Below are 14893 nucleotides of genomic sequence, written 5' to 3' on the forward strand. Positions count from 1 at the left end.
ACACCGAGCCTAGGCGAGGTGCCGACAGGCGGGGCAGAGCCCTTTGCTTACTTTGGGGCTTTTCCAAAGTGAGTCGCTGTAAGAGCGAAACCATAAGCCGCCGTTACCTAAATAACGGATATGTACGCAGACCGGCTACCGCGCAAGCACCATGGCAAAATACCCAAACACCGTGAGCAAGATCCCCGACACCGCATAAGCCACCGGAAACCCGATCCACGGCACGGTGCTGTCAATCTCCTTGGCCGCCTCCCGCGCAGGCCCCGAATGACTACGCGCCCCCGCCACCCCGCCCATGAGAATCGCCGGGTTGATCTTGAACACATGAAACCCCACCGCCCAAACAATAAACGGCGGAATCGTGCACGCCACAAACCCCAGCACAAAGATCTTCAACGCAATAATCGCGCTGATCTGCGAAACCAGATTCGCCCCCGCATTCACCCCCACAATCGCAACAAAGAAAATCAGCCCCATGTCCTCGAGGATGTTGCGTGCCGCGTTCGGCGTATTACCAAAGAACCGCACCCGCGATACCAGTGACGAAACAATAATCCCCGACACCAGCAACCCACCTGCATTCCCCAACCCAACCGCCGCACCGAACGCCGGCACTTGAATCAGCCCGATCAGCAAGCCCAGCACCATGCCCAGGGACAACGTGAGCAAATCAGTCGCGGTGCTCGGCCGCCCCGCCTTGCCCAACAACGCCGTGGCCTTGTCGATAGCACTGCGCAGGCCAATCAGGTGCATCACATCCAGGCGTTGCAGACGGGTTTCCAACCCCACGGGAATCGGCGCCCCACCCCGCTCAATCCCCACCAATTGCACCTGCCCGGCAATCGGCGACTGGCTGAATTCCTTGAGGGCCTTGCCCACGGCATCCTTGTGGGTCACCAGGATCACCGCTTCGTCCAGCGGTATATTCAGCGCCCGGGCATCCGGCACTTCCGGACCGATCAGGCCCATGTGATCGGTCAGTGCGTCCAGGCTCCCACCCAGTGCAATTACGTCGCCCAGTTGCAACACCAATGTCGGATCGGCCCCCAGCAACTGGTCACCGCGCTCGACATTCTCGATCTGGTACAGCGCAAACCGCTCGCGAAACTGCGCGATGCTCTGCCCCGCCAGCTCCGGATTCACCAGCCGATAAGCCCGCAGGTCAAACGGTCGATAACCGCTGAGCCCCGCATCATCGACGTTCGGCACGCCGTGCTCGACTTCATATTGCTTGGCCGCCTTGCGCGCATCCACACCCCACCAGCGCGGCAGGTATTTGCAGATCAGGATGATGCCGACCGTGCCCCAGATATAAGTGATGCCGTAGGACAGCGCGATCATCGCCGTGGCCGCAGCCGCCGTGGTCCCCGGCGGCAGCGGCACCACGCCCGAGGTGATGGCCTGTTCGGCGGAACCTATGGCCGCCGACATGGTTTGCGAACCGGCAAGAATCCCGCCCGCCGCACCCACCGGCAGCGATAACAGGCGTACGCCCAGCACCACGATGCCCAGCCCGAGGAACGAGGACAGAATTGCCAGGAAGGTGAACTTCAGGCCATCGCCCTTGAGGCTGTTGATGAACGAAGGCCCCACACGCAGGCCGACGCCGTACATGAACAGGTAATAAAACAGGCTCTTGGTGAAGTTATCGAGTTCGAAATGCACGCCGTAGTACGACGCCCAGGTCGCAATCGCGCAGCCGATCACGATGGCCCCGGCCACCGCGCCCAGGCCGTAGCCCTTGATGGTGCCACGCCCGACCCAGACAGACAGGCCAACCACCAGGAACAGCAGGATGTAAGGGTTGTCGTGCAGGAAAGTAAAGAAGGCAGTCACGATGATTCGTACCTGGCGATGAAACGCTAAAGGCACCGGGCCTCAAGGCCCGGTGAGTGTTCAGGGCGTTCAGTCGAGGTTCGGGGTGTCGGCCGGGGTAACCGGGTCGGCAATGGCGCCATGGCTGAAACTTGGGCCCGCGTCGGAATGCTCCACCGGGTTTTTCTGCAAGTAGGCGATGGCCTTACGCAGGTCATCAAGCAGCAGCGCCACCAGGTCGCGACTCACGCCATGGCGCACCAGGATGCGCTGCACCACGATGTTCTGGCGGTCGGACGGCAGCGGGTAAGACGCAATCTGCCAGCCGCGCATGCGCACGCGTTCCGACAGGTCGTAGAGGCTGAAACCGTGGTCGACGCCATCCTTGAGCTTGTAGCAGACCGCCGGCAGCCCGTCCTTGCCGTCATACACCAGTTCCAGCGGGGCGAACTTGACGATCTCCGACGCCAGCCACTGCGCAGTGTCCGAACAGGCTTGTTGAATGCGGGTGTAGCCGTCGCGCCCGAGCCGCAGGAAGTTGTAGTACTGGGCGATGATTTCACCGCCCGGCCGGCTGAAGTTGAGGGCAAAGGTGGCCATGTTGCCGCCCAGGTAATCGACGTAGAAGATCAGCTCTTCCGGCAGGTCTTCGGTGGAGCGCCAGATCACCCAGCCCACGCCCAGCGGCGCCAGGCCGTACTTGTGGCCCGAGGCATTGATCGATTTGACACGCTCGATCATGAAGTCCCATTGCAGTTCCTGCTGGATGAACGGGGCGATAAACCCGCCGCTGGCGGCGTCGACATGGATCGGGATGTCCAGGCCCAGGTCACGTTGCATCGAGTCCAGCTCGGCCGCCAGGGCGGCGACCGGTTCGTAGATCCCGGTAAAGGTCACGCCCAGGGTCGCCACTACACCGATGGTGTTTTCGTCGCAATATTCCCGCAGGTCGGCCGGGCGCAGGCCCAGGGCGTCGCCGCGCAATGGCACTTCGCGAATTTCCACGTCGAAGTAGCGGGCGAATTTCTTCCAGCAAATCTGCACCGGGCCACACACGAAGTTTGGTTTGTCGGTGGGCAAGCCTGCGGCTTCGCGGCGTTTCTTCCAACTCCATTTGAGGGCCAGGCCACCGAGCATCGCCGCCTCGCTGGAGCCGGTGGTGGAACAGCCGACGGTTTGCCAGGACTTCGGCGCGTGCCACAGGTCGGCAATGATGTGCACGCAACGGTTTTCGATTTCGGCCGTCTGCGGGTATTCATCCTTGTCGATCATGTTCTTGTCGAGGGCATCGGCCATCAACTGCTGCACTTCGGGCTCGACCCAGGTGGTGCAAAAGGTCGCCAGGTTTTGCCGGGAGTTGCCGTCCAGCAGCAGCTCGTCGCGCACCAGGTTGTAGGCCGCCGACGGTGTGGTCGAGTGGTCCGGGAGGCGATATTTGGGGAGTTTGTGCTGGGCGGAGCCACTCGAATAGACGTCTTCGATGGCTTGGTCCTGGGTCTCTACGGTTCTGTGAAGTGCCATGAAATCCTGCTCTTGGATGAGGGAAATGGCGTAGACGTTGATCGCGACAAACGCCGATCAGGCTGCGTCAGGAAACGAACGATGGAGCGGTGGCGCCGAATATCACACGCACTGCGGCACAGGAAAGTGACCCAGATCATCAAAACCGTGGATAAGCAGTCCAGCCTGGCAGTGACCTATTGGCTCAGCGCTTCGTTCAGTATCAAGCTGCGATAGTGCCCGGGGTTGGAGCCCGACCACTTGCGAAACGCCTTGTAGAACGAGCTGGCGTCGGCAAACCCCAGGCGGGTGGCGATCTCGGCGAAGCTGATCTCGGCGTCGGCCAGCCATACGATAGCCAGCTCTTTGCGCACGCTGTCCTTGAGGCCCTGGTAGGTCTGCCCTTCTTCTGCCAGGCGCCGGCGCAGGGTCGAGGCCGAGATGCACAGGGAGGCAGCCAGGCCGTCGGTTTCCGGCCAGGTGTCGGCGGGCATTTGCCGAAGGTCGGCCTTGATGCGGGTGGCGAGGCTGTCGGGGTCGCGGTATTTGACCAGGATGTTGGCAGGCGCATGGGCCAGGAAGCGCTTGAGTTCTTCCGGACTGCGCTTGATTGGCAGGTCGAGGCAGCCGGCGGAGAAAATCATCCGGGTGCGGGGCCGGTCGAAGCGCAGGTTGTCGGAGAACATCACCTGGTAGTCGTCACAGAAGTCCGGCTGTGGGCAGCGCAGTTCAATCGCCAGGATCGGGATACGCCGCCCGGCCAGCCAGCAGGCGACACCGTGGACGATCATCCAATAGGCAAAATAGGTGAAGGCTCGCTTGGGTTTGGGCTCAGGCTCCAGCAATACGATTTCTGCCAGGCTCTGCTGGCGCACCAGTTGCGCAGGCATGCGCTCGAGCATCAGCGACAGAAAGCCCAGGCCGGTTTCCAGTGCGGTGGCAAGCGTCGGCTGGGCCATGGAGGCGCGGCAAAGGAATTCCAGGCTGCCGGATTTGAGCTTGCGCGGGTCCATGCCGAAAAATTCATCATCCATGCGCCGTGCCAGCAAGCGCCATAAACGCGCATACGCCGTGGCCGGAACGCGTGCATTTGGCTGGCCCAGCAGCGCCGGACTGATCCCGACCTTGGTCAATACTTCATCGGTCGCCGCACCCGGTGCGCAGCTCTGCAACAGGGCTTCGCGGACCAGTTGGATGGAAATCGTGTCTTTTTCCGACATGGGGAATGGCGCAATCCGGTGACTGGAACGTTGCCGCGCATTCTAGTGGCGGTTGCGGTTTGCCACCACCGTTCAGTCAACGTTCAGTAAAGGTCAACATTTCCTGTTTAGCAATGAGTATCATTATGTTACAACTTAGCCTCCTATCTAGTGACGATTCGGTGCCGAATGCTTGTTCCCTTTTTAATCATGCTGCGCGAAGGCATAGAAGCGGCCTTGATCGTTGGCATTATTGCCAGCTATCTCAAGCAGACTGGCCGTGGCCAGTACATGCCCGCAGTGTGGATCGGCGTCTTTCTGGCAGCCGCCCTGGCGCTGCTGGTGGGGGGCGGCCTGGAACTGGTCAGTGCCGAATTCCCGCAAAAGCAACAGGAACTGTTTGAAGGCATCGTCGGCCTGGTGGCCGTGGGCATTCTCAGCTCCATGGTGTTCTGGATGCGCAAGGTAGCGCGCTCCATCAAGCATTCCCTGCATGAATCCCTTGATCACGCTTTGGCCGGCTCCAAGCACCAGGTCACCGCGCTGATCGCCATGGTGTTTTTTGCCGTGGCCCGTGAAGGCCTCGAAACCGTGTTCTTCCTGCTGGCCGTGTTCCAGCAAAGCGAAGGTCCGGGCGCGCCGATTGGCGCCCTCCTCGGCCTGATCCTGGCAATCATCGTCGGCTTCCTGATCTACACCGGCAGCATGCGCCTGAACCTCGGTGCGTTCTTCCGCTGGACCGGTTTGTTCATCCTGGTGGTGGCCGCCGGCATCCTCGCCAACTCGGTACAGGCCCTGCACGAAGCCGGGGTGTGGAACCACCTGCAAACCGTGTTGTTCGATTTCAGCGCGACGCTGCCGATGGATGGCCCGTTGGGCTCGGTGCTCGCCGGCATGTTCGGCTACCAGGACGCCCCGACCGTGAGCACCCTGGGTGCCTACCTGATTTACCTGGTGGTGGCCCTGGTGATGTTCTTCTTGCCGGCGCCGCCGAGCAAGCCGGCCGCCCGCACAACCTCTTCCGTTTCCAGCCAGTAAGGACCGCCTCTTGTCCAACCAAACCCCTCAACCGGCTCCGCCCTCCCGCGCCTTGCGCTGGGCGGTGGGCGGCTCGGTGGTCGTGATGATCGCCGCCGGTGGCCTGTTCTATTACGCCTCGCAACTGGCCGCCTCCAAGCGCCAGGCCAACCACAATGAAATCGCCGTGACCATCCACGCCCACAGCTGCGAGCCGAATGCGCTCACGGTGCCGGCCGGCCACGCCAGTTTCCGCATCATCAACCGCTCGGACCGTGCCGTGGAATGGGAGATCCTCGACGGCGTGCTGGTGGTCGAAGAGCGCGAAAACATCGCTCCGGGCCTGAGCCAGATGATCAACGCCAACCTGCTGCCCGGCGACTACCAGATCACCTGCGGCCTGCTGAGCAACCCGCGGGGCACCTTGAAGGTGACGCCAACGGCCGAGTCGGACGCCCAAGCCAAGGCCAAGCCGTCGATGGTGGCGTTTATCGGCCCGCTGTCGGAATTTCGCGTGTACCTGAGCAGCCAGGGCAGCGCCCTGGTCAAGGCGGTTACCGCGCTTGATCAGGCCATCGAAGCCGGCGACCTTGCCCAGGCTCAGGCGCTGTACGTGCCGGCCCGTGAGGCTTACCAGCGCCTGGCCCCGGCCTCGCAGCGCCTGGCGGAACTGGACAACGCGATCAACGCCCGCGCCGATTACTTTGAAAAACGCGAGCAAGACCCGGCCTTCAGCGGCTTCCACCGCCTGGAATACGGCCTGTTCCAGCAACGCAACCTCGACGGCCTGGCCCCGATTGCCCAGCGTCTGGTGACCGACGTCACCAGCCTCAAGCAACAGCTGCTGGCCCAGTCGCTGCCACCGGAGCAACTGGTGAGCATTGTGGTGCGCAACCTCAACAGCCTGGCCGACGTACGCGCCGCCAGCGGTGAGGAAGAACGCTACAGCCATATCGACCTCAACGGTTTCGCCGCCAACCTGGACGCCGCCCGCAAGGTGGTCGACCTGATGCGCCCACTGTTGACCAAATCTGCCGAGCAACTGCTGCCCGGCATCGACAGTGCGATCACCGCCCTCGACGCCGAACTTAACGGTTTGAAAGTCGATGGCCGCTACGCCACGTATGACAGCGTTACGGCCGATCAGCGCAAGCAGATCGCCGACAAGGCCAAGGCTCTGGCCGCCGCACTCGATGGAATCGACCCCGCCCTTGGCCTTTCCGGCCTGAAGTGAAGACGACCGTAGACATGAGTGATTCAGAACAATTTTCTTCCCAGCGTCGTCGTGTATTGCTGGGCATGGCCGCCACTGGCGCCGCGATTGCCGGTAGCAGCCTGAGCTGCCCGGCGATGGCGGCCGCGTCGGCGACTGCACAAGTAACCACCGCCCCAAGCAGTGAAAAGACCCAGGACCACCACGATTACCATGGCAAGCACCAGACCGGCATCGTCACCCCGCGCCCGGCCTGCGGCATGCTGGTGTCGTTCGATGTGCTGGCCAGCGACCGCGAAGACCTGGAGCGGCTCTTCCGCACCCTGAACGAGCGCATTGCGTTCCTGATGACCGGCGGCACCGTGGTGCAAGTCGACCCGAAACTGCCACCCACCGACTCCGGGATCCTCGGCCCGGTGGTGACACCGGACAACCTGACCATCACCGTATCGGTGGGCGAATCGCTGTTCGACGAGCGTTTCGGCCTGGCCGCGGCCAAGCCCAAGCGCCTGATTCGCATGGTCGGTTTCCCCAACGATGCGCTGGAGCCGGCGCAGTGCCACGGCGACCTGAGCCTGCAGTTCAGCTCCAACACCCCGGACACCAATATTCACGCCCTGCGCGACATCGTGAAGAACCTGCCGGACCTGCTGCTGGTGCGCTGGAAACAGGAAGGCAGCGTGCCGCCCCAGGCCCCTGCCCGCCCCGGCGAGCCGGCACAGAGCGCCCGCAACTTCCTCGGTTTTCGTGACGGTTCGGCCAACCCGAATTCCAACGACAACAAGGCGATGGATCAGATTGTGTGGGTTCAACCCGGCAGCGACGAACCGGCCTGGGCCGCCAATGGCAGCTACCAGGCGGTGCGGATCATCCGCAACTTCGTCGAGCGCTGGGACCGTACGCCCCTGCAAGAGCAAGAAAGCATCATTGGCCGGATCAAGACCAGTGGCGCGCCCATGGACGGCCAGAAAGAAACCCAGGTCCCGGACTACAGCAAGGACCCGGAAGGCAAATTGACCAAGCTCGATGCCCACATCCGCCTGGCCAACCCACGTACTGCACAGACCCAGGCCAACCTGATCCTGCGCCGGCCGTTCAACTACTCCAACGGCGTCAATAAAAACGGTCAGCTGGACATGGGGCTGTTGTTCATCTGCTACCAGGCTGACCTGGAGAAAGGCTTTATCAGCGTGCAAACCCGGCTCAACGGCGAGCCCCTGGAGGAATACCTGAAGCCGGTCGGCGGCGGTTATTTCTTCACCTTGCCAGGCGTCACCGGGCCCCAGGATTTTATCGGGCGCACGCTGCTTGATGCGACACATCCACAAACCACTGCCAAAACCTAAAACAAACCCCAGAGCGGAAATCGTCCCATGAAGAAGTCGTCTCTCGCATTGTCGTTGTTAATGAGCCTTTCGCCGTTGGCCGCCTTCGCCGCCACCGCGCCGCTGGACCTGGTAGGGCCGGTGTCGGACTACAAAATCTATGTCACCGAAGAAATCGGTGAACTGGTCACCCAGACTCAGGCGTTCACCGACGCCGTGAAAAAAGGCGACCTGGCGACCGCCAAGAAGCTGTACGCGCCAACCCGCGTTCACTATGAGTCCATCGAGCCGATCGCCGAGCTGTTCAGCGACCTCGACGCGTCCATCGACTCCCGTGTAGACGACCACGAAAAAGGCGTGAAAGCCGAAGACTTCACCGGCTTCCACCGCATCGAGTACACCCTGTTCTCCGAGAACACCACCAAAGGCCTGGACGCCCTGGCAGACAAGCTCAACAGTGACGTGCTGGACCTGAAAACCCGTGTGGATGGCCTGACCTTCCCGCCGGAAAAAGTCGTCGGTGGTGCTGCCGCCCTGCTTGAAGAAGTAGCCGCGACCAAGATCTCCGGTGAAGAAGACCGTTACAGCCACACCGACCTGTATGACTTCCAGGGCAACATCGACGGCGCGAAGAAAATCGTCGACCTGTTCCGTCCGCAGATCGAGAAGCAAGACAAGGCGTTCGTCGCCAAAGTCGACAAGAACTTCGCGGCTGTAGACAAGATCCTGGCCAAGTACAAAACCAAGGATGGCGGCTTTGAGACCTACGACAAGGTCAAGGAAGCTGACCGTAAAGCCCTGGTTGGTCCGGTTAATACCCTGGCTGAAGACCTGTCGACGCTGCGTGGCAAGCTCGGTTTGAACTGATGTAATGACCGCCTGCGTCTGACGCCCCAACGGCGGGCAGACGCAGGCGGCTCCTGTTACGCGGGTGTTTGCGGCTTCGGCATAAAGTGGCGAAGCGGCGTACCCGACAGGCTCCCCGTTTGCAGGTCGACGGCATACCACTTGCCATCATGCTGGCCTGCGACCAGCTCCTCTTGCAGATTTTTTCCTGACTGCCCCTCGACACTGGCCACCGAACGGTGCGCCCAGTTAGCCCTGGCCTGCATACCCGCTGCCGTAATCAGATAACTTTTGAGCTTTTCCTGCGCGGTCACCAGATGCGGGGCCGCCTTGGAAAATTTCAGCGCGCTACCCCCAATCAGCAACGGCAGCTTGGCCAGGCCTCTGGTCGCCGCCACGAGCATTTCCGGGTAACCATCCACAGGGTTGAACACCGCGCTGGCAAACAGCCCCGCATCCCGGGCAAAGTTGAAGGCTCGGTCACTGAACGTTAACGGCGGGCTCTGCCATGCGACTTTCACCGGGTGTGGCCCGGACACAGGCTTGATACGGGCCAGGCTACCCCTCAATGCACTGACTGGCTTCAAGGCCCTGGACGAGCGGATAAGGGCTCGGGCCTGCCTCCCTGCGCCCATCAATAATCCGCCCGCATCAAGCACTAAATTGGCAAAACCCTCGCCGATCTTGCCTTCCGAGAACGCCTTGTACGCTCCAACAAAGGGCACCAGCCCGACCAGGATCGCATGGTCGCGTGCTACGGCCTCACGGTGGTTTTCAAGGGGCAACGGGTTCCTCGCCCGCTCCAGCATTGTGGCCGGACGCTCATAGAAATTGTCTGTGGCGATTTGTTCGACAATGCGCCGGGTTTTTGCCGAGGCATAGGTATCGGGAACAAAAGCATCGGGCGTGACACCCTCCCGAAGCCAGTCGCCGGGCAGGCTGTCGCCCAGGGGTTCAATAATGACATTCGATGAAATGGCCCCCGCCCGGTTTTCTGTTCCCTTGTCGTAAGCGTCGTAATCAAACGGCACGTGGGTGCCCCGTTGCACCCGCAGCATGGTCTCGTGATCCGCACTGATGGTGCCATTCAAGGGCAACGTGTCCGGCAAATCGCTGCGCTTGACGATTTTCCCGGATGCGAACACCTCGAAGTAACTCACACCTTCAACGTCTTCGGCGCGGATCAAGGTGCCTTGGCGGCCCCTGACCTCTTCCAGCCGCTCAGGTTTTTCGCCGGATTTGGGCTCACCGGTCTCGCCACGCAAGGTATAGAGCTGAACCGTGCCCTTCTCTATGCGCTGGCGGTCCTTGAGCGGCAGCTCTGCGAACATCAGCTTCAACCGGGTGGCGTAGGCGGCCTGGAGCTTTTGGTAGTGTGCCGTGACCTGGGGTTTCAACAGCGGGGCCAACGCCGGCAACTGGCTGATCCTGGCATCCAGTGTCTGTTGGGCGGCCTTCACCGCCTCGGGAACCTTATGGGCGTTGACCGCGCTGATGGGCACCTTTCGTGATGCGGAAGGTGGTACGTCGGCATCCAGCAGCCAGACGCCTGGCTTCAGGTCGCCAGTCATGTAAGTGTCGATAATGAGCCGCGTCCTCGGCTCGGAGGGGGCCATGTTTCGCGCGACCCGGTCATCGGCAACACGTACTTTCATACGTTCCAAGTGGAGCTCCGAAACCTCGGGAAAGACGCGCAGCAACTCCTTGATCGCCAGTGCCCTGCGGGTTGGCAACGCCGTGGTCGCGATGGTGAATGCTTCGTTGGCCTCGGCACGCTGGGCGAGAAAGCTTTTGGAGGCAGCCTGAATGTTTTTCTCAGAGTGACTGCCGTCGGTGCCGGCGGTTATCACGCCATTGAGTACGCCCCAATCCGCCATGATTTTCATGGCGTGCAGTTGGATCAACGCCTCCTGCGCCGCATCCGTCGGCCCTTGAGTCGTCAGATGGGTGACCTGCTCTTCGCTCATCAACCGGGAAGTACCCGTCTCGCTGAAGTCGGCCAGCTTGCAACCCAGGCGCAGCTCCATCCAGGCCAGTGTGCCGATACGCACCGCGTCCGGTACGTCCCTGACCAGAAACTCCGGTGCCGCCTGGGCGAGAAGCAACTGTGCCAGCAGCGGCGCCACCTTGGGCTCGACCCCTTTGCCGACCAGGTGCTGTTCAACGTCCTCGCGCACCGCGCTCAGGGTACGGCCGTTATTGCCGGGTTGATACAGCGCATAGCCGGCCACCTGCCCGGGAATGCCTGGGGCGTCGGGGTCGACCTGCAACTTCAAGGCAGCAATCACCAGTTGTTGACGCGCGCGCCGTGCCTGGCCTGCATCGGTGGATGCATCGAGCCATTCCACCGCCACCGCCAATTGCCCGCCCCACTCCAGCGTCCGCGAATTGTTGAGTACGGCTTCCAGGACTTCGCCAGCCTTGTCCCGCAGTGACGCTGGAGTTTCATCATCCAGATGGCCGCTCCAGATGTCCGAGCCGTCAACGGCCAGGTTCGCGAGGATGGTTTTGTCCTCCGTCGACAAGCCTCCCTTGGACCGCGGCGGCGTCAACCATCCGTCATAGTCCCCAAGGGGCGGCGCTGGAGGCAGCGAGGTTTGCAGCCATCGGATCACGTTGCGTATCTGGCCGGCATTCACGGGAGAGCCAAGCCCCTTGGCCGCCACTCGCTGGCGCAGGTCATGCTGGGGTACGGAATACAACGCATTGCCCATGGTGGCGCTCAACGCTACCAACGGACCAAGCTCGGCCTTTAATTGAGGGACAGCTTCGACATAAACCGTCAGATTTCGCCAGCTCCCTAGCGGGGTGCGGCGTTCCAGCCGACCCTCGGAGATCCTGAACGGGTTGCCTTCCCAGTCCGCCGCTTCGCGCGTGAGCAGCGCTTGCATCGCGGGCGAGGCCACCAGTTGATTGAGTTGATCCCGGGCGGCCTCATCGCTGATCGCAAGCGTTGATCCCGGCGGCAGTTCAGTAGGGTGTTCGGACAAATCAACCCGCTCGCCATCGGGCCGATCCTGGACCAATTCCGTCAGCCGTTCGGCCAGATACTGGCGTTCATCAAGCTCGTCAATGGTTTGCCTCGCCCCCTCCAGTGCCTGTTGCATCCGCTGTGCCTGGGGCTGCGTCACCAGCGGCAAGCCCTGCTGGCTCAACTGGTGCTTGAGGCTATTCAGTGCGTCTGAGCTGGCGGGCAGTTCGATCCCATAGTACTGCAAGACCGCATTGCGGCTGACCCGGGGCGGACTGCCCGGCCTGTAGTTCAAACCGCTGTCCGCCGGGTCCAGCACCTCGCGGATGACCCGCAACCGCGCCGAGACTTGCCACCACCCGGAGTCGTCTGCCGTGGTGTATTTCACCCGGGTTCGGGTGCCGCCGCTCACTACGGTGGCGGCAATGAAATCCCGGTGAACCTCAACCGAACCGGGCTCTATGCCCTTGCGGGCAAACCACTCCACCAGCGACGGCTGATTCAGCACCTCGTGGTAGACATCCAATGCCTGCGACAGCCTGCTGCCTTCTGGCACACCGACTCTCAGATTGCCACTCTGCATCGCCGCCCCCAGCGCCTTGCCCAAGGCGACCTCGGCCGAAGCGGCACGGGACGACACCGGGCTCGCCGGCCCCAGCGTCCATGCCAGGTGATTGGCCGCGGTTTGCGGCAAGGAAGCAGTGGGCGAATCGGTGACGACGGTGCCAGACGCAGGTGCGTGGGAACGAAGCGGTGTGTCGATCAGCCATGGGCGGTGATCGGTCGATGTTGCGCGAGGTGTTACTTGAAGGCTGGGCATAGCGATGCTCTCACGTGCGGTTCCATAAGTAGGAAGAGCCGTGCGTCCTTGAACGGTGAGGCAACGTTAAATGCTGAATCCCCCGGAGGTTATCAGACGTATCCGGCAGGCGCCGTCGAATTGTAACTGGTGCGTGTGGTCTCTATGACGCTACAGGATCCGATACAACAACCGCTCGATCCGCACCCGGCTGACCCGCCGCAAAAACTTGCCGACGGCCGTCGGGTAGTCCACCAGGGTTTGCAACTGCTGATAGCGTTCGATACGCGAGGTGTGCTGGAAAATCTCCGCCAGTTCGGTACGCCGCGGCCCCACCCACTCACCCTTGGGATCGTCGATCAGCAAGGCATTTTCCAGGTCGAGGCGAAACGCGCGCGGGTTGAGGTTGTTGCCGGTCAGCAAGGTGTAGCGCTGGTCGACCCACATGCCCTTGAGGTGGTAGGTGTTGTCGCCGTCGCGCCACAGGTGCAGGTTGAGTTGGCCGCTGTCGATCATGCGCTGGTGGCGCTTGGCAAAGCGTCGCAGGCTGATTTCGTAGAGATACGGCAACGCCGCGATGACCTTGAACGGCTCGCTCGGCGGGATGTAGAAGTCGTTGGCGGTCTTGTCGCCCACGATGATGTCGATCTTCACCCCGCGCGCCAGGGCGCGGTTGATTTCCCGCGTGACCGGCAGCGGCAGGTTGAAGTAGGGGGTGCAGATGGTCAGTTGGTGCTGGGCACTGGCGATCAGCTCGCAGATCACGCGGCTCAGGGGGTTGTTCTTGCACACGCCCAACAATGGGCTCACCGACAGGTTGCCGTTGGGCAACTGCCCCGCCGTGGTGTCGTACACCGCGTGTTTCAGGCGGCTGCGCAGGTCGCCGATGTCGTTGCGCAGGCTGCGGGTGGTCGGCGGGTTGGGCAGGTCCAGGCGGTGCACCGCCTTGGCGGCCACCAGGCCGTGCTCCACCAGGTGCTGCATCGAGTCGGCCAGGGCCTTGTTGTGGATCAGGTGGTAACGGTCATAACGGTATTTGTCGAACTTGTGCAGGTACACGTTGTTCAGGCTGGCGCCGCTGTACAGCACGCTGTCGTCGATCACAAAGCCCTTGAGGTGCAGCACGCCGAACAGCTCGCGGGTTTGCACCGGTACGCCATACACCGGCACTTCGGTGCTGTGGGACTGGGTCATGGCCTGGTACCAGGCGCTGTTGCCCGGTTGCTTGCCTGCGCCGATCAAACCGCGCTGGGCGCGCAGCGAGTCAACCACCACCACGATGTCCAGCCCGGGCCGCGCGGCCTTGGCGGCGTGCAGCGCGTCGTAGATCTCTTGCCCGGCCTCGTCCTGCTGCAGGTACAACGCCACGATGTAGATACGCTGGGTGGCCTGGGAAATTTTCTCCAGCAGGCAACGACGGTATTGCGCGGCGCCGGACAGCACCTCGATAGCCTCGGGCGTAAGGGGAAAACCGCGCAGCTTGGGCAACAGGGAGCGTTTGAATAACGACGGCATAGGGCTCGCAATGGGTCGAATCCGAAGGACTCGAGAGCTTACACCATGGGCTGGCTCAGGTCTTCCCGCACGCGGGTAAAAAATAATTAATTGACCAAGGAGAACGATCGTTCTACTGTAGTTTTCATGAACGATATCACTCGCGACATTATCCTCGACGTCACCGAAAAGTTGATCTACCGCCACGGCATTGCTGCCACCGGCATGGATCTTCTGGTGAAGACCGCCGGCGTCTCCAGAAAGAGCGTCTACCGCTACTTTGCCAACAAGGACGAACTGGTGATCGCCGCCTTGCAGCGCCGCGACGAGCGCTGGATGCACTGGCTGCGCACCGACGTGGACCGCCACGCCACCACCGGCGCGCGCCTGTTGGGTGTGTTCAGCGCGCTGACGACCTGGTTTGGCTCTGCCGACTTTCGCGGCTGCGCCTTCATCAACACCAGCGGCGAAACCGGCGACCCGCAAGACCCGGTACGCCTGCTGGCCAAGGCCCATAAACACAAACTGTTCGAGTACCTCCTCGAACTGTGTCAAGCACATGGCACCCCCGACCCGGAACGCCAGGCCGCGCACCTGCTGATCCTGATTGATGGCGCCATTACCGTTGCCCTGGTGATGGGCGACACCACCGCTGCCGATAATGCGCAATCCATGGCGCGAACCTTATTGGCACTTTGACCCAACTTTTATTTG

10 protein-coding genes are annotated in these 14893 nt (G+C 61.9%); 5 read left to right on the forward strand and 5 right to left on the reverse strand.

Annotated elements, in window-relative coordinates:
- Window positions 1-135: 135 nt before the first annotated feature.
- The 3 genes from M2400_RS25650 to M2400_RS25660 all read right to left on the reverse strand — a co-directional run bounded on the left by M2400_RS25650 (window position 136) and on the right by M2400_RS25660 (window position 4535).
- On the reverse strand, window positions 136-1836 hold the full coding sequence (locus M2400_RS25650) for an aspartate:alanine exchanger family transporter (RefSeq protein ID WP_259197349.1): 1701 nt from the start codon (window positions 1834-1836) through the stop codon (window positions 136-138).
- A gap of 69 nt (window positions 1837-1905) precedes the next feature.
- Window positions 1906-3336: a glutamate decarboxylase gene (locus M2400_RS25655; RefSeq protein WP_177044099.1), complete on the reverse strand. Its 1431-nt coding sequence runs from the start codon at window positions 3334-3336 to the stop codon at window positions 1906-1908.
- A 176-nt stretch (window positions 3337-3512) separates the two neighbouring features.
- A complete protein-coding gene (locus M2400_RS25660) occupies window positions 3513-4535 on the reverse strand; it encodes an AraC family transcriptional regulator (protein ID WP_259197350.1) in 1023 nt (340 codons plus the stop codon).
- A gap of 168 nt (window positions 4536-4703) precedes the next feature.
- Here M2400_RS25660 and efeU point away from each other — a divergent pair, with 168 nt between their 5' ends.
- The 4 genes from efeU to efeO (M2400_RS25680) are packed head-to-tail and all read left to right on the forward strand — an operon-like array spanning window position 4704 to window position 8936.
- Window positions 4704-5552: an iron uptake transporter permease EfeU gene (efeU, locus tag M2400_RS25665; RefSeq protein WP_177044101.1), complete on the forward strand. Its 849-nt coding sequence runs from the start codon at window positions 4704-4706 to the stop codon at window positions 5550-5552.
- 10 nt (window positions 5553-5562) lie between these two features.
- Window positions 5563-6765 (forward strand): iron uptake system protein EfeO, encoded by a 1203-nt coding sequence (efeO, locus tag M2400_RS25670; RefSeq protein WP_259197351.1) that lies wholly within the window; start codon window positions 5563-5565, stop codon window positions 6763-6765.
- 14 nt (window positions 6766-6779) lie between these two features.
- The gene (efeB, locus tag M2400_RS25675; RefSeq protein ID WP_177044103.1) at window positions 6780-8090 is read left to right on the forward strand and encodes an iron uptake transporter deferrochelatase/peroxidase subunit; all 1311 of its coding nucleotides are present in this window, start codon (window positions 6780-6782) and stop codon (window positions 8088-8090) included.
- Between the two features lie 27 nt (window positions 8091-8117).
- The gene (gene efeO, locus M2400_RS25680; protein WP_177044104.1) at window positions 8118-8936 is read left to right on the forward strand and encodes an iron uptake system protein EfeO; all 819 of its coding nucleotides are present in this window, start codon (window positions 8118-8120) and stop codon (window positions 8934-8936) included.
- A gap of 56 nt (window positions 8937-8992) precedes the next feature.
- Here the strand turns inward: efeO (M2400_RS25680) and M2400_RS25685 are convergent, their stop codons facing one another.
- Window positions 8993-12706, reverse strand: coding sequence for a hypothetical protein (locus tag M2400_RS25685; RefSeq protein WP_259197352.1), 3714 nt, complete (start codon window positions 12704-12706; stop codon window positions 8993-8995).
- 150 nt (window positions 12707-12856) lie between these two features.
- A complete protein-coding gene (gene pssA / locus M2400_RS25690) occupies window positions 12857-14200 on the reverse strand; it encodes a CDP-diacylglycerol--serine O-phosphatidyltransferase (RefSeq protein WP_177044105.1) in 1344 nt (447 codons plus the stop codon).
- Between the two features lie 126 nt (window positions 14201-14326).
- Between pssA and M2400_RS25695 the strand changes: the two genes are divergently transcribed.
- Window positions 14327-14878: a TetR/AcrR family transcriptional regulator gene (locus M2400_RS25695; protein WP_259197353.1), complete on the forward strand. Its 552-nt coding sequence runs from the start codon at window positions 14327-14329 to the stop codon at window positions 14876-14878.
- Window positions 14879-14893: the final 15 nt, after the last annotated feature.

Source organism: Pseudomonas sp. BIGb0558 (assembly GCF_024807515.1).
Taxonomy (GTDB): Bacteria; Pseudomonadota; Gammaproteobacteria; order Pseudomonadales; family Pseudomonadaceae; genus Aquipseudomonas; species Aquipseudomonas yamanorum_A.